Source organism: Pseudarthrobacter sp. As-47 (assembly GCF_058215595.1).
On the sequence record NZ_CM177088.1, the window covers coordinates 3,756,317 to 3,775,113 of the forward strand.

20 protein-coding genes are annotated in these 18,797 nt (G+C 65.1%); 7 read left to right on the forward strand and 13 right to left on the reverse strand.

Going from position 1 to position 18,797, the window contains the following annotated elements; genetic code table 11:
* Positions 1–7: 7 nt before the first annotated feature.
* Positions 8–343 carry a hypothetical protein gene (locus AC4BCK_RS17480; protein WP_174174900.1) on the reverse strand — a complete coding sequence of 112 codons (336 nt, stop codon included), beginning with the start codon at positions 341–343 and terminating at the stop codon, positions 8–10.
* Here AC4BCK_RS17480 and AC4BCK_RS17485 point away from each other — a divergent pair.
* Positions 342–1,304 carry an NYN domain-containing protein gene (locus tag AC4BCK_RS17485; RefSeq protein WP_490566256.1) on the forward strand — a complete coding sequence of 321 codons (963 nt, stop codon included), beginning with the start codon at positions 342–344 and terminating at the stop codon, positions 1,302–1,304. The two genes, AC4BCK_RS17480 and AC4BCK_RS17485, sit on opposite strands and share 2 nt — an antisense overlap.
* 122 nt (positions 1,305–1,426) lie before the next feature.
* Positions 1,427–3,190, forward strand: coding sequence for an arsenical pump-driving ATPase (gene arsA / locus AC4BCK_RS17490; protein ID WP_490566257.1), 1,764 nt, complete (start codon positions 1,427–1,429; stop codon positions 3,188–3,190).
* Positions 3,191–3,251: 61 nt separating this feature from the next.
* On the opposite strand, the gene AC4BCK_RS17495 is transcribed toward arsA, so the two are convergent.
* The 3 genes from AC4BCK_RS17495 to AC4BCK_RS17505 form a co-directional block, all read right to left on the reverse strand.
* Positions 3,252–3,596, reverse strand: coding sequence for a hypothetical protein (locus AC4BCK_RS17495; protein WP_174174911.1), 345 nt, complete (start codon positions 3,594–3,596; stop codon positions 3,252–3,254).
* 98 nt (positions 3,597–3,694) lie between these two features.
* Positions 3,695–3,829 carry a hypothetical protein gene (locus tag AC4BCK_RS17500; protein ID WP_268238380.1) on the reverse strand — a complete coding sequence of 45 codons (135 nt, stop codon included), beginning with the start codon at positions 3,827–3,829 and terminating at the stop codon, positions 3,695–3,697.
* A 502-nt stretch (positions 3,830–4,331) separates the two neighbouring features.
* Positions 4,332–4,919, reverse strand: coding sequence for a TetR/AcrR family transcriptional regulator (locus tag AC4BCK_RS17505; RefSeq protein ID WP_490566258.1), 588 nt, complete (start codon positions 4,917–4,919; stop codon positions 4,332–4,334).
* A gap of 121 nt (positions 4,920–5,040) precedes the next feature.
* Between AC4BCK_RS17505 and AC4BCK_RS17510 the strand changes: the two genes are divergently transcribed.
* From AC4BCK_RS17510 to AC4BCK_RS17530, 5 genes are read left to right on the forward strand one after another with little or no spacing between them, the layout of a single operon-like run.
* Positions 5,041–5,397: a cupin domain-containing protein gene (locus AC4BCK_RS17510; RefSeq protein WP_490566259.1), complete on the forward strand. Its 357-nt coding sequence runs from the start codon at positions 5,041–5,043 to the stop codon at positions 5,395–5,397.
* Positions 5,398–5,454: 57 nt separating this feature from the next.
* Positions 5,455–6,759, forward strand: coding sequence for a flavin monoamine oxidase family protein (locus tag AC4BCK_RS17515; RefSeq protein ID WP_490566260.1), 1,305 nt, complete (start codon positions 5,455–5,457; stop codon positions 6,757–6,759).
* A 51-nt stretch (positions 6,760–6,810) separates the two neighbouring features.
* Positions 6,811–7,047 (forward strand): hypothetical protein, encoded by a 237-nt coding sequence (locus AC4BCK_RS17520; protein WP_309296825.1) that lies wholly within the window; start codon positions 6,811–6,813, stop codon positions 7,045–7,047.
* The gene (locus tag AC4BCK_RS17525; protein WP_490566261.1) at positions 7,044–8,324 is read left to right on the forward strand and encodes an APC family permease; all 1,281 of its coding nucleotides are present in this window, start codon (positions 7,044–7,046) and stop codon (positions 8,322–8,324) included. The genes AC4BCK_RS17520 and AC4BCK_RS17525 overlap by 4 nt, the downstream gene beginning before the upstream one ends.
* A 22-nt stretch (positions 8,325–8,346) precedes the next feature.
* On the forward strand, positions 8,347–9,744 hold the full coding sequence (locus tag AC4BCK_RS17530) for an aldehyde dehydrogenase family protein (protein WP_490566262.1): 1,398 nt from the start codon (positions 8,347–8,349) through the stop codon (positions 9,742–9,744).
* 527 nt (positions 9,745–10,271) lie between these two features.
* Here AC4BCK_RS17530 and AC4BCK_RS17535 read toward each other — a convergent pair.
* The 9 genes from AC4BCK_RS17535 to AC4BCK_RS17575 form a co-directional block, all read right to left on the reverse strand.
* Positions 10,272–10,478, reverse strand: coding sequence for a hypothetical protein (locus AC4BCK_RS17535; RefSeq protein WP_490566263.1), 207 nt, complete (start codon positions 10,476–10,478; stop codon positions 10,272–10,274).
* Between the two features lie 65 nt (positions 10,479–10,543).
* Positions 10,544–11,017 carry an SRPBCC family protein gene (locus AC4BCK_RS17540; protein WP_251420611.1) on the reverse strand — a complete coding sequence of 158 codons (474 nt, stop codon included), beginning with the start codon at positions 11,015–11,017 and terminating at the stop codon, positions 10,544–10,546.
* Positions 11,018–11,195: 178 nt separating this feature from the next.
* Complete coding sequence (locus tag AC4BCK_RS17545; protein WP_490566264.1) at positions 11,196–12,236, reverse strand: hypothetical protein; 1,041 nt, start codon at positions 12,234–12,236, stop codon at positions 11,196–11,198.
* Positions 12,237–12,265: 29 nt separating this feature from the next.
* Entirely contained in the window at positions 12,266–13,126 is an 861-nt protein-coding gene (locus AC4BCK_RS17550; protein WP_490566265.1) for a phosphatidylinositol-specific phospholipase C/glycerophosphodiester phosphodiesterase family protein, read from the reverse strand.
* A gap of 178 nt (positions 13,127–13,304) precedes the next feature.
* Entirely contained in the window at positions 13,305–14,456 is a 1,152-nt protein-coding gene (locus AC4BCK_RS17555; protein ID WP_490566266.1) for a PQQ-dependent sugar dehydrogenase, read from the reverse strand.
* A 52-nt stretch (positions 14,457–14,508) separates the two neighbouring features.
* Entirely contained in the window at positions 14,509–15,780 is a 1,272-nt protein-coding gene (locus tag AC4BCK_RS17560) for an MFS transporter (protein ID WP_490566267.1), read from the reverse strand.
* A 51-nt stretch (positions 15,781–15,831) separates the two neighbouring features.
* Complete coding sequence (locus AC4BCK_RS17565) at positions 15,832–16,371, reverse strand: cyclophilin-like fold protein (RefSeq protein WP_490566268.1); 540 nt, start codon at positions 16,369–16,371, stop codon at positions 15,832–15,834.
* A gap of 166 nt (positions 16,372–16,537) precedes the next feature.
* Entirely contained in the window at positions 16,538–17,434 is an 897-nt protein-coding gene (locus AC4BCK_RS17570) for a helix-turn-helix transcriptional regulator (protein ID WP_490566269.1), read from the reverse strand.
* A gap of 76 nt (positions 17,435–17,510) precedes the next feature.
* Positions 17,511–18,644: an alpha/beta hydrolase gene (locus AC4BCK_RS17575; protein ID WP_490566270.1), complete on the reverse strand. Its 1,134-nt coding sequence runs from the start codon at positions 18,642–18,644 to the stop codon at positions 17,511–17,513.
* Between the last annotated feature and the right edge of the window lie 153 nt (positions 18,645–18,797).

Consider the following 18,797-nt stretch of genomic DNA (forward strand, 5'->3'; position numbering starts at 1 on the left):
CTTGGGCTTAGGGCTGGCCAGGAGTTGTTGGTGCAGCTTTCCTGCCGGTTCTGTAGCCCGCCCAAAAGGCAAGCAGCAGCAGGCCCACGACGGCGATTGCCAGGCCCGCCTGCGTCCCCGGGCTGAGGAACGCCATCCCGGTGCCGGAGAAAGGCTGGTTGCTCAGCGGCGCGTAGGCGAACCAGCCAATGTAGGTGTTCCGGTTGAGCCAAGCCACCAGGCACCCGGCCAGCAGGACCACGAGCCCTGCGATCGGCAGGACCACTCCAGGTACCCGGGCCGGCTTCCGTGGTTCGCGTTGTTCGGGCGCGCGTTCGTGATCAGGTGTGTTGTTGTCCCCCATGCAGGCGAGTCTAGCCGGGGACATCAACCTGGTGCTGGACGCGATGGACGCCCTGTCCGGCAGCGGCGGGATCGAGGAGTTCTTTATCGCCTCGGCCGATGCCGACTTCACGTCACTGATCCAGCGGTTCAGGGCGGCAGACCGGATGACCACCGTGATCGCTGCCGGCGCCGTGGCCTTCGCCTACCGGGAGATGGCGGACCATGTGGTGGAATCGCACGACTTCGTGGCCATCCTCAACGGCACCACCGTTGATCCCATCCACGCGGTGGCGTCCCCGAAGCAGCCGCAGGCCCCAGCCGCTTCCAAGGCGAAGGCCAAAGCCAGCTCCCCCGCCATCCGCGAGGTACTGGACTTTGTCCGGTCCGCGCCTGGACCGGTGGTTGGCGCGATGGTGGCCCACCGGGCGCTGACGGCCGATCCCTCGCTGAAGACGGACTGGGGCGGCTTCGGGAAGTTCGGGACGTGGGTCTCGCAGATCGGCAAGGACGTGGAATATTCGGCAGCGCAGGGCGGCTGGGTGTGGGACGCGAAGAGGTTCTCCAGCGAGGACCTGCCAGTGCCGGCGGACCTCCAGCCGGGTGTCGAGGAGCAGGTCACCCGCGTGACGGACGTCCCGGCGCTCTCCGCCGCCCAGTTCCGGCAGATTTTCAAGGCCATGGCTGCCCGGCTCCGGGACCTGCCCGCGCTCAACCGCACCGAGCTCTCCCGGCAGGTGCGGGACGATTGCGTCAGCGCCGGCCAGCCGGTCTCCCGCAATGCGGTCAGTTTTGTCCTGCAGGGCCTCGCCTACGCCAATTTCCAGCTCAGTGACAAGGCGACGGCGGCGGAACTGGCAGCGGCGTGGACGGCCAACGTGGAGGAACTCTGCCGGGTGGCCCTGCTGGAGTTCGACGCCGCCGAGAAGGCTGCGGTCCGGCGCTGGGCGAGCGGCGGACTGCTGGAGAACGGACAGGCTTAAGCGGACGACGGCGGTTTCGGCTTCTGGTGGGCTGGGCACCGCGTGCGTTGGGTACCGCGCGTGTTGCATACAGGGACGTTCGGCTCTGGGGCCTTCCCCCACGAGTTGGAAGACTGGCGTGCATGAAGTTCCTCCACAACCCGCCGCGCTTCCTGTTCTTCACCGGCAAGGGCGGGGTGGGCAAGACCTCCGTGGCGTGCGCGTCCGCGCTCTCCCTTGCCCGGGCCGGCCGGAAGGTGCTGCTGGTCAGCACTGACCCTGCGTCCAACATCGGACAGGTCTTCGGCCTGGCTGTTGGAAACACCGTCACCGCAATTCCGGACGTGCCCGGACTCTCTGCCCTGGAAATCGACCCGGAGCAGGCAACGGAGGCGTACCGGGAGCGGATCCTCGCCCCCGTCCGGGGAGTCCTGCCGGAGTCCGAACTGGCAGGCGTGGCCGAGAGCCTCTCGGGTTCCTGCACCACGGAGGTGGCCTCCTTCGACGAGTTCACCAGCCTCCTCGGGGACGATGCCGCCTACGCGGAGTACGGCCACATCATTTTCGATACGGCTCCGACAGGCCACACCATTCGCCTGCTGCAGCTGCCCGGCTCGTGGACGGATTTCCTTGCCACGGGTGCAGGGGAACCGTCCTGCCTGGGCCCGCTGTCCGGGCTGGACAAGCACAAGGAGGTGTATGCCAGGGCGGTCCGGGCACTCGCTGATCCCCTGCGCACCCGCCTTGTCCTGGTCACGCGGGCGCAGCCGTCGTCGCTGAAGGAGGTGGAGCGGACCTACCTCGAGCTCAACCAGATCGGCATCCGCGGCGGGTACCTCGTGGTGAACGGAGTCCTGCCCGACGCCGCGGGCGATGAGGAGCTGGCGAAGGCCCTGCGTGCCCGGGAGGCCGCGGCCATGGCGGCCATTCCAGGAGTGGTCGCGGAGCTCCCCCGCGACGTCCTCGAGCTCAAGCCCGGCAACATGGTGGGCATTCCGGCGCTCGAATCGCTGGTGGATCCCGCGTCCGGCGCGGATGCTGGGGAGGGCCCGTCGTCGGCCATTGATATCGAAGACTCACCCCTCGCCGCGCTGGTGGACGGCATCGAGTCCGATCGGCATGGACTCGTGATGTGCATGGGCAAGGGCGGGGTGGGAAAGACGACGGTGGCTGCGGCCATCGCGGTTGCCCTGGCAAAAAGGGGGCACGCGGTCCACCTCACCACCACCGATCCGGCGGCGCACCTGGCCGAAACGCTGCACGGTTCCGTCGCGGGGCTGACCGTGTCCCGCATCGACCCCGCGGCGGCCATCCAGGAATACCGGGCCCACGTGATGGACACCAAGGGCCGGAGCCTGGACGATGAGGGCCGCGCGGCCCTGGCGGAGGACCTAATGTCGCCCTGCACGGACGAGGTCGCCGTGTTCCGGCAGTTCTCCCGGGTGGTCCAGGAGTCCCGGCGGCATTTCGTGGTGATGGACACCGCTCCCACCGGGCACACGCTGCTGCTCCTGGATGCCACGGGTTCGTACCACCGGGAGATTTCCCGGCAGGTGGGGAACTCCCTGGGGTTCGTGACGCCGCTGATGCGCCTGCAGGATCCGGTGGGAACGAAGGTCATCCTCGTGACGCTGGCCGAGACCACGCCCGTGCTGGAGGCGGAGGAACTGAAGGCCGATCTGGAACGGGCCGGAATCCATCCGTGGGCCTGGGTCATCAACAACTCCATCGCCGCCGCCCACCCGCGCTCGCCGTTCCTCCGGGCCCGCGCCGCCCATGAGGCGGACCAGATCACGAAAGTGCGGGCAATCGCGGACAGGGTTGCCCTCATTCCCCTGCTGCCGGAAGAGCCCATTGGCGAGGCGAAACTGACGGCGCTGACGGCCTTCACCAGCGAGCGCGTATAGCAAAAGGTGGGAAAGGACGACGGCGGGACCTCCCGCCGTCGCGCCTTGCCTCCTGCAACGCTTACGCGGCCAGCGGCATGTCGAACAGTTGCTCGGCGAGGCTGATGAGGTGGTGGGGTGCGTCCGTCTCTTCGCCCGGGTCCACGTAGCCCAGGAAGAGCGCCGTTCCGTGAATGGTGTCATCCGGCTCGACGCCGGCTTCGCGGATGAGGACTTCCGCCCGCAGGTTGGGAAAGGACCGGCTTCCGTCATTGTTCAGGTAGGCGCGCCAACCGCGGCCGGCGATGTACCCGATGTCTCCGGCAGCCACTCGCTGAAGTGCTGTGGCGTCCAGGTCCAGGGGTTTGAGGTGCACCGGGTGGGCCAGGCGGGCCGGAACCACCAGGGCGTTGCAGGAGAAGTTCATGGCGTGTCCTTGGAACTGAGCACGGGGGGTTTGCAGACGGGTGGAGCGCGGGCAGCCGGGCGGGCTAGGAGTTCCGGTCCCGGCTGCCCGCGGGCTTGTTAGCGCTGGTTCTTGCGCGGCTTTGCGAAATTCAGTTCGCTGTTCTCGTTTTTGGCCCTTTTATCGGCACGCTTTTCGAGAATTGTCTTGCCGGCCTTTTTTACTGCGCCGCTTTTGGGGGATTTTCCGGACATCGGAATCACGCCTTTCTGTGCTTTGCGATACCCAGTACCATACCTACTTATATTTTTTAATCCAGTCGGCGAGAATCCCGTAGTTCCGGGGGCAGCAGGCCCGTCGGCTCGCCGCAAGACCTTGACGCAAACAGCGACTGCACTTTCCACCTTTTCGAACCAAACCACTTTTGCAGGAATTTCTTGCCATAGCAGCCCAGGGAAAACAAAAAAGCATCAACTTTCTGCTCTTGGATGCTTCCGAATCTCCGAACGAGCCCCGCAAAAGAGAGTCCTGGCTCATTCCATGACGGGCGTTGGAACCAGCCTTTATGCTACGCGAACCTATCTGAGGGGATGGGTTTGGGGGCACAAGGGATGTGACCTTCGGCGATAAACGACGGCGTTTTCACGACGCTACCTGGCGCATGAGGTAGTTCTGCAAGAGGAATGGCTTACGCCCACGACGGTGGAGCGGTGGCCAGTAGCGCACATGGATAAGCAGCCCCGGCAGCGGAGCCCGCTAGTTAGCCGCGCCGACCGCGCCGGCACTGACGTGGCCGCCTAATGCCACCCAGAGGTAGCGGATTGACCTTTCCACGCCTTGCCGGTCGACGCCTGCCAAGAGTTGCAGCACCAGTCCATCCAGTGCCGCGAAGGCAGCCTGGGCCGCACCCTCTTCCTGACCGAATCCGATTCGACGTAAACCCTCTGCGAACGCGGCAACGTAGCTTGCGTACAACTGTTGCACGGCCTCAGCGAGTTCGGGTCTGCGCCGTGATTCCAGGATCATCTCGTACTGGAAGATTTGCAGGTCGGGATTTTCGGCGATCAGCGCGAGGATGCTTTCGCAAAACTCGTCTTCCGTCGCGGGGAGTTTTTCCAGTTGCGAGAGTCCGATGGATTGCTGGACCGACCAATCGAGAGCTGCCTTGATCAGCGCGTCCCGGGTGCCGAAGTGGTGGGCCACCAGGGTGTTGTTGACCCCCGCTTGCTCCGCCACGGCGCGGAAGGTCAGGCCTCTCAGGCCCTTGCGCGCCACGACGTGCACTGTCGCGACCAGCAGCGCCTCTCGGCCTGTGCCGTACCCCTTGTGCTTCTCCCCGTTCATGGCTTGATTCTAGCTTTCCCAGAGCGTCTATTGACGTAAATACTCAGCAGGTGCTTAGATGTGATCCAGCACACAACTAAGCAGGTGCTCAGTAGACCTTATTCTTTCTCTCGAGGAGACCATGATGTCCACTTCCCCCACCACCACTGGCTTCACCGTCCACGACTCCTTTGATCCGCAGAAGTACGAGCCGTTCATCCTCGGCCAGGTCCAGTGGGTCCGCAGCCCGGGCGACGGGGACCGGCCTGCGCTCTCTGCCGGTTTCTGGCACGTCACTACTAAGGAGGCTCCGGAGCCTTTCGATCTTCTGATCGAGGCCGACGAGACTCTCCACATCATTGAGGGCCACCTCCACATTGAAGTTGAAGGCGGAGAAAGCTTCGACCTTCGTCCCGGCTCCGCGGCTTCCTTCAATAAGGGCACCCAGACCCGATGGACCGTCTTTGAAGACACCACCGAGTTCTTCGTCTACTCCTGATCAACAGCCGCCAGCTGATCAATTCCCAGAATCTTTTTGAAAGCAAAAGAGCCGAACGTGACTAACACCAACCCAACCGCGGAGCAAGCGGACGTCATCATCATCGGTGCTGGCTTCGCTGGTCTCACCGCCGCCCGCGAGCTCCGCCAGGCCGGGCACTCCGTCGTTGTCCTCGAAGCACGGGACAGGATCGGAGGGCGCACCTGGCTGGACGAGCAACTGGGCCGTCCCTTGGAGATGGGCGGGACATGGGTGCACTGGACCCAGCCCTATGTCTGGTCCGAGATGAAGCGTTACGGGCTGGGTACCGTACAAAGCCCGGTCCCTGAGTCGGCCTACTGGTGGGCCGGCGGTGAGCGCCACGAGGGCACCCCGGAGCAGTTGCTGGGCGATATTGATGAACCGAACCGGATACTCATGAAAGAGTCCCGAACCTACTTCCCGCAGCCGTTCAGCCCGTTCATCAGCCCGGACATCAAAAGTATTGATAACGTCTCGCTGCCCGAGAAGTTCACCGAACTCGGACTCTCGCCTTACTCCCGCGACATCCTGGAATCGTTCTGGGCACTGAACTTCAACGGCCCCGTTGACCACGCAGCCTTCACCCAGGCCCTGCGGTGGGTGGCGCTGACCAACGGCGACTGGATGGTCAACTTCGAAGCCTGCGCGACGTTCAAGATCCAGGGCGGCACCGGCAAACTGATCAACAGCATCGCCGAGGGCACTGACGTACGGCTCGGAACGACGGTCGCCGCGGTCGAGTACGCCGGCGAAAAAGCGTCCGTTATCACCAGCACCGGCGACACCTTCGAGGCAGGACAGGTGATCTGCACCGTGCCCCTGGGCGCTCTGGGATCCATCGATTTCCAGCCCGCACTGCCGGCACCGGAGCAGCAGGCCATCACCGAGGGCCAGGTCTCCAAAGGCATTAAGGCCTGGATCACCGTTAAGGGCGAGGTCAAGCCCTTCGTTGCCCTCGGGGCCGCGGACTGGCCCCTGAACTACGCTCAGGCGGAATACGACCAGGATGGCAACACCATCCTGGTGGCCTTCGGCCCCGACACCGCCCGCCTCGATGCGACCGACCTCCAGCAGGTCCAGGCCGCCGTCGACCTCCTTGTGCCGGACCTTGAGGTCCTGGACGTCGCCAGCCACGACTGGACCAGCGATCCCCTCCCGGGACAGACCTGGCCCATGCACCGCACGGGATTCCTCACCGAATCCCTGCCCAGTTTCCAGCAGCCACACGGGCCCCTGCTGTTCGCAGGTTCCGATTACGCCAACGGATGGGGTGGCTTCATCGACGGAGCCATTGAAAGCGGAATGGAAGCAGCACACGCTATCACCCAGCGCCGCGCCTAAGCCTGCACGGCTACACCCCCAAAGAATCCTCAAAGAAGGTTGACATCCACCATGTCAAAGACAGAAACATCCACGGGTTCAACCGCGGCAACGACGCCGGGCACTGACCTGAAAAAGGGCTCCATCGGGGTCCTCGGCATCCTGTTCTTCGTCCTCTCCGCCCAGGCACCACTGACCGGAATCGCGGGGGCATCCGGCCTCACGGTGTTCCTCGGCAACGGGGCCGGGGCTCCCGGGGCCTACCTCACGGCGTCATCATCATCTTCGCCGTCGGATTCATCGCCATGAGCCGCAGGCTCCGCGCCAACGGCGCCTTCTACGCTTACGTCGGGGCAGGTTTGGGCCGGCATACAGGTGCCGGCGCCGCCTGGCTGGCGCTGCTGGCCTACGGCACCGTCCGGGCCTGCATGTACGGGCTCTACGGCGCAAGTCTCAGCGCCCTCATCGCGACGTACACCGGAGTGACCATCCCGTGGTGGCTGCTGGTGCTGGTCACCATGGGCGCCGTCCAGCTCCTGGGTTCAAGGAATGTTGAACTCGGGGCCAAGTTCCTGGCCTTCCTCGTGGGTGCCGAGGTTGCCATCCTGCTCGCCTTCGGCATCAGCGTGCTGGCCTCAGGAGGAGGACCCGAAGGAATCAGCTTTTCCGCCAGCTTCTCACCGGCCGCGATCGCAGCCGGGGCACCGGGGGTGGCCATCATGTTCGCCGTAGCGTCCATGTTCGGCTTCGAATCGACCGCGATCTACTCCGACGAGGCGAAAGATCCACGGCGCACCGTTGCCCGGGCCACCTACCTCTCGGTCAGTGTCATTGCGATCTTCTTCGCCTTCATCACCTGGATGCTCGTCTCCTACTACGGCCCGACAGCCGTACAGGGAGCCGCCGGCGCAGCGGTCGAATCCGGTGACGCCACCTCGTTCTTCTTCACAGCAGCCGTCGACAAACTCGGTGCCTGGGCCGGCCCGGTCGGCGGTGCCTTCCTCATCACCTCGGTCCTGGCGGGCATTATCGCCTTCCACAACGCCATCAACCGCTACCTCCACTCCCTGGCCCAACGCGGCTCCGTCCCAGCCCGCCTGGCCCGGACCAACTCCCACGGCGCACCCTACGCCGCCGCGTACGTTCAGACCGCGATGGCCGTGGTGATGACAATGCCGTTCGCGATCCTGGGGCTGGACCCGGTCCTGACCCTTTTCGCCTGGTTCGCCGGCGTCGCAGTGGTTGCGTTGCTGGTCCTCTATGTCCTGGCGTCGGTGGCCGTCGTCGTCTTCTTCCGCCGCCACGGCGGGCAGGGGATCTGGCAGACACTGCTCGCCCCAATCCTGGCCGTAATCCTGATGACCGCGGTGCTCTGGTCGGTGGTCAGCAACTTCACCACCCTCATCGGCGGTGACGCCGTCACAGCCAACTGGCTGCTCGTGATGGTCCCGGGCGCCTTCATTGCCGGCATGGTCCTGGAGCGCCGCAACCGAAGCGAACACACCATCGAGTTCACCGACACCGCCGTCACGGCCGAACCCGCTGGGACTACAGCACGATTCGTCCCGCCAGCTCCAAGCAACTGAATACCCAGATAAGAGGGATCTCATGAACACCACACCTGTCCTGACCCAGGACGCCGTCTCCACCCGGACCATCTTCAACCCCGCCACAGGCGAACCCGTCGGCGAAGCACCCGTCCACACCGTCACGGACCTTCAACACGCCGTCGACAATGCCCTGGCCGCCCAGCCGGCATGGGCAGCGCTTGGGCACGAGGCCAGGTCCGCAGCACTCCTGAAAGCAGCCGACGCCATCGAGGCCCACGCAGAGGAACTCGCCCAATTGCTTTCCCGCGAGCAGGGCAAACCGTTGAACGGCCCGAACGCCCGCTTCGAAGTGGGCGCCTGCGCGGCCTGGCTGCGCGCCGCGGCCGGCACACCGCTGAAGACCGAAACCCTCGTCGATGACGGCGAGACCCGCGCCGAACTGCACTACCGGCCCATCGGTGTTGTCGGCGCCATCGGTCCTTGGAACTGGCCCATGATGATCACCGTGTGGCAGGTCGCCCCCGCCCTGCGGATGGGCAACGCTGTGGTGGTTAAACCGTCCGAATACACCCCGCTGAGCGTGATTGCCCTCGTTGAAACCATCAACGACGCCCTGCCCGAAGGGCTCCTCACCGTGGTCTCCGGCGGACGCGATGTAGGCGAAGCCCTCGCCTCACACCCTTCCATCGGGAAGATCATGTTCACCGGCTCCACCGCAACGGGCAAGGCGATCATCAAATCCTCCGCGGACACCATCAAGCGGCTCACCCTGGAGCTCGGCGGTAACGACGCCGGCATCGTCCTGCCCGACGCCGACCCCAAAGCCATCGCCGAAGGCCTCTTCTGGGGCGCCTTCATCAACACCGGCCAAACCTGCGCCGCCCTGAAACGCCTCTACGTCCACGACGACATCTACGACGCCGTGTGTGAAGAACTGACGACCGTGGCCAAGGCCATGCCCATGGGCAATGGCCTGGACGAGAACAACGTCCTCGGACCGCTGCAGAATAAAGCACAGTACGACATCGTCGCGAACCTCGTAGAAACGGCGAAGGAGTCCGGTGCCCGCGTGCTCGTCGGCGGGAACCCGGACACTGACCAGCCCGGCTACTTCTACCCCACCACCCTGGTGGCGGACATCGACAACGACAACCCACTCGTCGCCGAAGAACAGTTCGGCCCTGCTTTGCCGATCATCCGCTACAGCACCATCGACGAGGTCGTGGAAAAGGCCAACGCCCTCGACGTCGGCCTCGGCGCCTCCGTCTGGTCCTCAGACCTTGCCGCAGCCCGCAAGGTCGCAGCACGCATTCAAGCAGGTACCGTCTGGATCAACAAACACGGCGCCGTCGACCCACGCATCCCCTTCGGCGGCGCAAAACAATCCGGCTACGGCCTCGAATTCGGCGTCGAAGGACTCAAAGCCCTCGGCGTCCCCCAAGTAATCAACGGCTGATTTTTCCCCTCTGGATAGCCCGCGTCTGGCCACCACCGGTCAGGGGCGGGTTATCCATTCACATCTGCCTCTGTAAAGGATAAACATGTCAAAATCCCATCACCGAACCCATCAGGAAGTCACCGACTGGTCATCCCTACAGCCGGGCGACGCAGTCGCTATCTCCGACGATTTCCACTGCCCGGATCCGGCATATGTTGAAATAACAGCTCCCGAGCTCGGTGTTCTATGGATCCACCGGCCAAAGATCGGGGAACGGCGGCTGCTCCACACCGAAACCCACCGAATTTGGCGCCTAGTCCTGAACCGCCCGAGCTGAACAATAGACTTCGGCCGCAAACACTGCTCGTCGGATCCTCCGACACCGGCTTCGTTCGAGAGCCAACCTCTCATCCCTCATGTGTCTCAAAAAACTAAAGCTTTTCAAGACACTGCTCCGGACCTGATGAGGGGTTACCGGCCGGCTGAGAAAGCCGGGCACCCCGTTGATCTGACAGCGGGCTGATGCGCCGGTCCCCCAACAACCTTTAGCGGGTGGTTGGTTTTGGCTTCTCGCTAACCGCTGCCTGGCCCACCAGATGGTGCAGCTGTTCGGCGTGGCCGCGCGCGGCATGCGCCTTGTCTTCACCATTTTCATAGGCGTTCTCGGCGTGGAGCCTGATGTCGAGTCCCTTCGCCTCCACCGGCCCCGCAACCCGGATGCCCATGGTCAGGTCAGGGACCTTTGCAATCACCCACGTGACCGTGAAGGTGTAGGCGAAGACTGCCAGTATGGCCAGAGCCTGGCGCCTTCTGTTTGTCAGAGCTGCCCGGCGGGGCCGCTGTCCTTGACTTCACCGCGCCAGCCGCCGGTTTCGGTGCCTCGGGATTCGATGAAGTCCTTGAACTTCCGCATGTCGGCCCTGACCTGCATCTCGTCGATCTTCAGCGCCGCGCCTGCCTTTTCCGTAGCGGTTTCCGGCGCCCATTCGAAGTGGACTTTGACCTTCGTATGGTTGGCATCCAGCGGGGTGAACCTGATGATGCCGGCATGGGACTTGCCGTCGATGCTGCGCCAGGCGATCCGGTCGTCAGGCTCCTGGTCGACGATTTCGGTGTCGAATTCCCGGTGGACGCCGCCCACGTTGGTGACCCAGTGGTTGGTGGTGTCCGTCAGCTGGGTTACGGATTCCACACCGGACATGAACTGTGGAAAGGACTCGAACTGGGTCCACTGGTTGTACGCGGTCCGCACCGGGACATCGACTTCAACGGTCTCTTCAACGCGTTCCATCTGCTTCCTCCTCATGACAAACGGCCGCAACAGCGGACCGGCAGAGCTTGCCATCCTGCCAGTCAGGCAGCCGCCACTCCTGCACGATAAGTCCGGCTGCCACCGGTGTCCAGACCCCCGCAATTCCCCGGCGGACGACCGCGGGAGGCGCCCGCCGTCGTCCGCTTACGTTTGGTGCCTAGGACCTGAAGGGGACCTTCTCCCAGCTCAGGACAGGGCCGCCGTCGGCGCTGTTGCCGGCGACGGAGAAGCGCACATAGTTCGTGGCGTTGGCGGATCCGTCCACGGTGACGCGCTGCAGGTTGTCCGCGGCGGGCTGCCCGTAGGTCTCCAGCCAAGGTGAGCCGGCGGCGAGTGGCTGGTTCTCGGCGAAGACATGGCTGTCGCCGTTGATCAGGTACACCGGCGCATCGAAGCTGTTGGTCTCCTCGACGATGGAAGCCACGATCTCCCGGAACCCGGACATGATCTCCGGGTTGGCGGTGGCTGCGGCGAGCAGCGACGGATCGAACATGTCGGCCTGCGTCATGAGCACCACGGCACGGTCGTTGCGGCGCTCGGCATCAGCGAACGTGCCGCGTATCTGCTCCAGCGCGGCATCCGTCCGGGCCTCCACCTCAGCAAGCTGTTCCGGCGTGGCCGTGGTTTCGCCGAGGCCCGTCCACGGCTGCAGGGAGTTGTTGCTGCCCTGGATGTTCAGCACGGAGAAGGCCACCCGGTTCTCGGTGAACCGGACGTTTTCCGGAAGCCCAACGTCCTCCTGGGTCTTCACCGGCATGGTGGCGCCGAGGGTCTTGCCGGGTTCATTGAAGAAGACCTCCCGTAGCTTGTCCAGCCGTTCCAGCGGGTTGTAGGCGCCGTTGTTGGTGCGGTGGCAGTCCACCCATTCGTTGTCGCCCGGGGTGAAGACCAGCGGATGCTCGAACGTGTCGAACTGGGTGCGGATGTTGGCGAAGTACTCGTCCGAGCAGACGGAGGAGCCGTTCTTGATGTCGCCAACATGCGTGACGAACTCCAGGTCCTGATCGGCGTTGATGTCCTGGATGCGGGCGGGGAACTTGGCAACTTCGGCGTCGCCGTAAGGGATGTCGCCGATGACGCCGAAGGTGAACGCCTCGCTGTTGGAGGAGTTGCTGACCGCGTGGGCGGGCTGGGACGCAAGGAGGCCGAGCGCCAGGACGGCTCCCGCCGTCGTCGTTTTCAAAGTCTTTGAAGGCATGGGTGTGTTCCTGATTCTGCTGGAAGGGCCTAGGCGGCGCGGACGGTGAGGAACTGCTGCAGCGCGGCGAGGTCGTCGGTGTTGATGTGGTCCACGCCGGCCCCGGCGAGCTCGGTCCAGATGGCGTCGCGGGCTGCGCCGGGCTGGTCCGGGGTGGCCCAGAAGCGGACGCGGTAGCCGCTGGCGTGGGCCTCGGCCACGTACGCGTGCAGCTTGGCGCGCTCGGCTTCCGGCATGGGGCCGACGCCCTGCCAGGCGAAGAGTTTGGTCCAGTTGTCGCTGACCAGCGGCATGAGGGCGGCGGGTTTGCCGGAGGTGAGGTCGGCTGAGCGGCCGTCGTAGAAGCTGAACCGCTTCTCCTGCGCCTGCATGGTGGCGAGCGGGCGGTTTCCGCTGATCACGGCGGTGACGGGGCCGGTCTTGATGGTGCCGTTGATGTAGCGGCTCATGATGTCGCGGTGCTCGGCCAGTTCCTGCTCGATGGCGGCGTAGGTGGCTTCGCCTTCGCTCTTGATGTCGATCAGCAGCTGCAGGCTGCCGTCCCAGTGCGGGTAAACGCCGTGGCCGGGCTGGCTCCGTACCAGGTCCTGGAGCGGATCAAGGTAGAGGCTTTCGAGCGTGACGCCGGGCTGGACGTCCTCCAGGTCATGGGCCACCAGCAGTTCGCCGTCCACCAGCCACACGTCCGCTTCGACGCTGGTGAAGCCGTGCTCGAGCGCGTCAAACAGGGGACGCCCATGCTCGTAGTCGTTGTGCGCATGGGCCTGGGCGAGGGGCTGGCCGACGACGACGGGAGCCGGCTTGGCTGCCTCAGCTTGGGCCGGGGCTGCCGCTGTTCCCGCCAGGGAGGCGAGGACAGCGACGGCGGCGAGGGTGCTTTTCACGAACACGGAGTACTCCTACGTACAGCTGGAATGTCCGCCCGGCTGTTTGGGTGCCGGGCAAAAGGGGGCGTGAAAAGACTGCTGGTTGCGGGAGAACGCTTCGGGGCCGGCGGGTTGCCAGCGGGTGAATCGGGCGGGACATCGACAGGGTTGCGGTTGGCGGTGGGGCGCACGGGCACCCGAATTACTGCAGGGCCAGGTCCACGCTGAGGATGCGGTCGTCATCGGGCCCGGGCCTGCCCCGGCCGTCGGTGTTGTTGATGACGAACCAGAGCTTCCCGTCCGGAGCCTCAGTGACATCGCGGAGGCGGCCGAATTCGCCGTCGTAGTACGTGGTCGACGTGGACGGGTCGGCCACGGGAACCGCCCGGAGCACCTGTCCGCGCAGGTTGGCGATGAACAGGGTCCCGTCAATGTGCGCCATGCCGCTGGGGCTGGCCTCGGTGGGCTCCCATTGCTGAACGGGGTCGGTGAAGTCCCCTGTGGTGGCTATCCCTTCTACGGCCGGCCAGCCGTAGTTCGCTCCCGCGATGATGATGTTCAGCTCGTCCCACGTGTTCTGCCCGAACTCGGTGGCGAACATGGTGCCATCCTCCGCCCAGGCCAGGCCCTGCGGGTTGCGGTGTCCGTAACTGTAGACGAGCGAGTCCGGGAAGGGATTGTCGCCCGGGACGCCGCCGTCGGGGGTCATCCTCAGGATCTTCCCATTCAGGGAATCCAGGTCCTGGGAACTGTCGCGCCGGCCCGCGTCTCCGATCGCCACATAGAGCATGCCGTCGGGCCCAAAGGCGATCCGGCCGCCGTCGTGATAGCTCGCGGAGGCAATCCCCTCGAGGAGCGTTTCGGGCTGCCCCAGCGCCAGGGATCCCGGTTCGCCGGTGACGCCGAAGCGCTGCAGCCTGTTTCCGTCCGTCCCGGTGGAGTACACGTACAGGCGGCCCTGGCTGTCCACGGCCAGGCCCAGCAGCCCGCCTTCCCCCACAGCCGCCACGCCGGGAATGTCTCCAACGGTGCGCGTGGTGCCGTCAGGGCCGAGCTCGAGGATGCGCCCGCTGTCCCGCTCACTGACCAGCGGGATGCCGTTGCGGAACACCACGGACCAGGGAGCCTCCAGCCCGGTGGCCACGGCCCGGGGCGTGCCTGTCGGGGTGGCATTTCCCGCCCTCGCCGCTGTCCCTGTTGGGGAGGGGGACGGAGACGGAACTTCCGGCGTCGCCGCGGGAGAAACCGGCGTTGGGGATGCCGCCGGCGGCGTGGTGGTGCAGGACGAGAGCAGCAGGCCGGCTCCGAGGGCGGCGGCCAACAGGGTGGGCCGGCGGAGGGGGATGGCGTTCATGGGTCTCTCCTTGTTCGTTGCAGTGTGCTGTTGGCTGGCGCCGCCTTGCTGGCTACCGGGGAAATGCCGTGCGGCGTCCGGCAACAGCGACGGCGAGCGCGACGGCGGCAAGTCCCACCAGCGCGGCCGGCAGGACCATCCCGTCGAAGGTGCTGATCACCACCGCGCCGGCCACACCCGCGGCGAAGATCGCAAGGTTGAACGCGACGCCGAGCATCGAGTTGGCGACGTCGGCATTGTCCCCGCTTGCAGCGCTGATGGCCGTCTGCAGCTGTGCTGCTGCGCCGCCGAAGGCGATCCCCCAGAGGACGATCGCTGCCAGGACTGCCACCACGGATGCGTGGCCAACAATGAAGATCACACCGGCCACCATGAAGCTCCCCAGGCTGAGCAGGACCAAACGTCGAAGGCCCTTGTCAATCATGGCACCGGTGATGGCGATCCCCACAATGGCGGCCGCACCGAACACCACGAGCGCGACGTCGACCGGGAGATCCAGGCTTGCCGCGCGGAGGTAGGAGCCAATGTAGGTGTACATCATGTTGTGCCCAAGCATCCAGCTGACGATGACGCCGAGGACAACCGCCACGCCCGGGATGGCCAGGACCCGCGCGAGGGGTACCCGTGTCCCGGCCCGTTGGCCGGGCGCGTCCGGGACCATGAAGAACGCCAGCAGCAAGGTGGCAACCGTGAGAAGCGAAAGTACGCCGAAGGACCAGCGCCAGTCGAAGGCCGCGCCGAGCCAGGAGCCGAAGGGCGTTCCCACTGCCAGGCCCACGGGGGTTCCAACCGACGCAACGGACAAGGCGCGGCCGGCATGGTGCGGCGCCGTGATACGCCGGGCGTAGCCGGCAGTCATCCCCCACAGCAGGCCGGAGAATGCACCGGCCAGGAGCCGCGCTCCCAGGGAGAGGACGATGTCCGTGGAGAATGCCGTGATGAGGTTCGCGGCCAGGAAGCCGAGGATCCCGACGAGGAAAACAGGCTTCCGGCGCAGGCCCCGTGTCAACGCGACGGCGGGCATGGCCGCAAGGACTGTTCCCAGGGCGTAGGCGCTGACAAACTGTCCCGCGGTCCCCTCGGTGATGTCCAGACCCGAGGCGATCTGCGGCAGCAGGCCGGCGGGCATGGTCTCGGTGGAAATCAGGAGGAATCCCATCAAGGCCATGACCAGCAGGGCCGCCCAAGGAAAGCGCCCGGCCGGCACGGAAGGATCGCTTGCCGGGCCCGAATTCTTTGTTTCGTCAGTGATGCTGGTGTTTTCGGAGGGCAGGGCATCGATGGGCGCCTCGCGGGCGCCATCCTCAAGGGTTGCTCGGGTCAAAACGGTTCCGTTCTTTTGTGGAGAATGTTCGGAGCAGCCGTGTCATCCCGCTCAGTCAGCGGGAGCCAGCCTGGCGGTAAAACCGCTTGTTTGGTCCCGGATCGCCGCGAGGTCATCGAACGATCCGATCCGCACAATTCCGCGGGAGTATCCGACGCTCTCGTAATAGAGGACGAGGGCCTGGTCGGGCGCGTAGTAGCCGATGGTCAGTGGTTCTGCGCTGTCGCCGGCAGGCACACCGTCGAGCGAAAGCGCCTCCGGCAGGTCGGCGATCTTTTCCTGGCCGCCGTAGTCCCTGAAGGAGAGCGTCAAGGGAAGCTGCTGGATCAGGGAGCGTGCAGTTGCGTTGCTGGAAAGGGCACCTGTCACGGTCCCGCCGTCGATGTCGATGGTGATCGGAGTGGTTTCTGCTGCTGTTGCGGCGGACAATCCTTGCGACGGCGGGGACGACCCGGCCGCCGTCGAGGATGCTTCCTGCGGGGAGGTCGGCAGCTCAGTGATGGGGGCCGGTCCGTTTGGCGAAGTCTTGCACCCGGCCAGGGGTAATACGAGCGCGATGATCGCAGCCAGGGCCAATGTCTTCAGGTGCATTGCAGATGGTCCGTTCCACTCACGAAAATTTGGTCCCTTCCAGCAAAGCAGCTGGCAGAGAAGTGCAGGAGCCCCTGTTGTGAGGGGCACTGGGAGGGACCCCTACGCGACCCCGGCGGTGAGGCCCGCCGTCAGCCGTTCTTTCGTTCCTGGTGGCCGGCGCCCTTCAGCCGTCCGTCCGGGTCTTTTCGGATGCAGCCCGGACGGAATGTCCATACTCGCTGGCCGCCCATGAGGCGAGCAGCTGCATGCGCTCAGCCGACGGCGACCCGGGCTCTGCTGTGTAGATCGTGAGCGTCAGTCCCGGCTCGGCGGCCATCTCCAACCCCTCGAAAGCCAGGGTCATCTCGCCCACGATGGGGTGGTTGAAGGTCTTGAACCCGGTGCCGTGATGGCGGACATTGTGTGCACCCCAGCGTCGGCGGAACTCGTCGCTGCGGGTTCCGAGCTCGCCAATGAGGTCGTGGAGTTCCTTGTTATGGGGGTCCCGGCCAGCCTCCGTCCGCAGGATGGAAACGGTCACCTCGGCGAAGGCATCCCAGTCCGGGTAGAACTGCTGGGCACGTTCGTCCAGGAACGTGAACCGGGCGATGTTCGGTGACTGGCCGGGCATGTCGTAGCAGTCCTTGTAAAACGCCCGGGCCAAGGGATTGACCGCCAGCAAATCCATCCGGCCGTTGCGGACGAACGCGGGACCGGCCGTGATCGCATCAAGCGCCCACTGCAGGCTCTGATGCGGCACGTAGGACTTGGACGTCCGGCGCCGCGGCGGCCGCGCGGCCGGGCCCGCAGCTTGCGCAAGGTCAAACAGGTGCGCCCGCTCGGCGTCGTCCAGGCGCAAAGCCCTGGCGATGCTCTCCAGCACCTGGCCAGAGGCGCCGCTGATGGCCCCGCGCTCCAGGCGCGTGTAGTACTCAACGCTCAAACCGGCAAGGATTGCTACTTCGCTTCGCCGTAAACCCTTCACGCGCCGGTTCGCCCCGGCAGGCAAACCAGCCTGCTGGGGCGAAACCTGGGCACGCCGCGAAACGAGGAATTCGCGTACTTCAGCTCGGTTGTCCATGCTTTCCACGCTAGGCCAACCCCCGGGCAGGAGGGAGTCCCTTCCAGGGCCTCCCTCCGGAAGGCCCCTGCCTTTCCTAGAGCTGTGCACGGAAGAAGTCCGTGAGCTTGTCGAAGGGGATCAGGCCGGTGCGGTCGTAAAGGTCCACGTGGCCGGCTCCGGGAACCCAGAAGAGTTCCTTGGGGCCGGTTCCGAGCCGGTAGGCCTCTTCGCTGAACTCCCTCGAGTGCGCCTGGTCACCGGCGATGAACAGCAGCGGCCGCGGGGCAATCAGGTCCAGGTCGTTGAACGGGTGGAAGTTCATGAACTTGGTGTTGGTGGCCAGGGCCGGGTGCGTGGTGGTGTTCGGGTGGTAGCCACGCGCGGTCCGGTAGAAGTCGTAGAACTCGCGGTCCACGGCAGTTGAGCCGGCCGTGAGCTCATCCGGTGTGCCGCCGGTGTACTCAATCGCGCCGCCGGCGAACTCGACGTCACGCTGGGCAGCAGCCTGCGCGATGAACGCCTTGCGCTGTTCCAGGGTTACCGATTTGTTCAGCCCGTCGCGGTTGGCGGCGCCCATGTCGTACATGCTCACCGTGGCGATCGCCTTGATCCGGGGATCGATCTTTGCCGCGCTGATCACGAAGCTGCCGCTGCCGCAGATCCCGATCGCCCCGACGCGTTCCTTGTCAACGAAAGCCTGCGCCCGCAGGTAGTCGACGGCAGCACTGAAGTCCTCGGCGTAGATGTCAGGCGAGACGGAGTTTCCGGGCTTGCCGGCGCTCTCACCCCAGAACGAGAGGTCGAAGGAGAGCGTCACGTAGCCCTGTTCCGCCATCTTGGTGGCGTAGAGGTTGGCGCTCTGTTCCTTCACCGCGCCCATGGGGTGGCCCACCACCAGTGCTGGGTGGGCGGTCCCCCGGTCCAGGTTGTTGGGGACAAAGAGGTTGCCCACCACCTTCATCTCGTACTTGTTCTTGAACGAGATCTTCTTCACCGTGACCTGGTCACTGGTGTAGAAGTTGTCGGCACCGTTGGAAGTGTCGCCCGGTTCCAGGTCCTTCCGGGAGGCGGGGGCAGCGAAAGCCGGCCCGGCTCCTGCCAGCCCTGCCGCGCTGGAGAGCCCGATGGCCGCCGCGCCTGCACCTGTCAGCTTGATGATGTTGCGGCGTGACACGCCGGCCTGGATTCCTTGGGTCGTAGGGTCCTGTGCGTTGCAGTCCGTGCTCATCGTCTTCATCCTCGTGATCGTCGGTTACGTATCCTGGTGGACTTCGTCGTCCTTTCGAGCAGACCACGGCGGAACGGCCCGCGGGAGTCCCTGCTAAGGCTGGTCCTGCCAGAGCCCCCTTGGGATACGACGCGAAAAGGTTCCTGCGGCGAA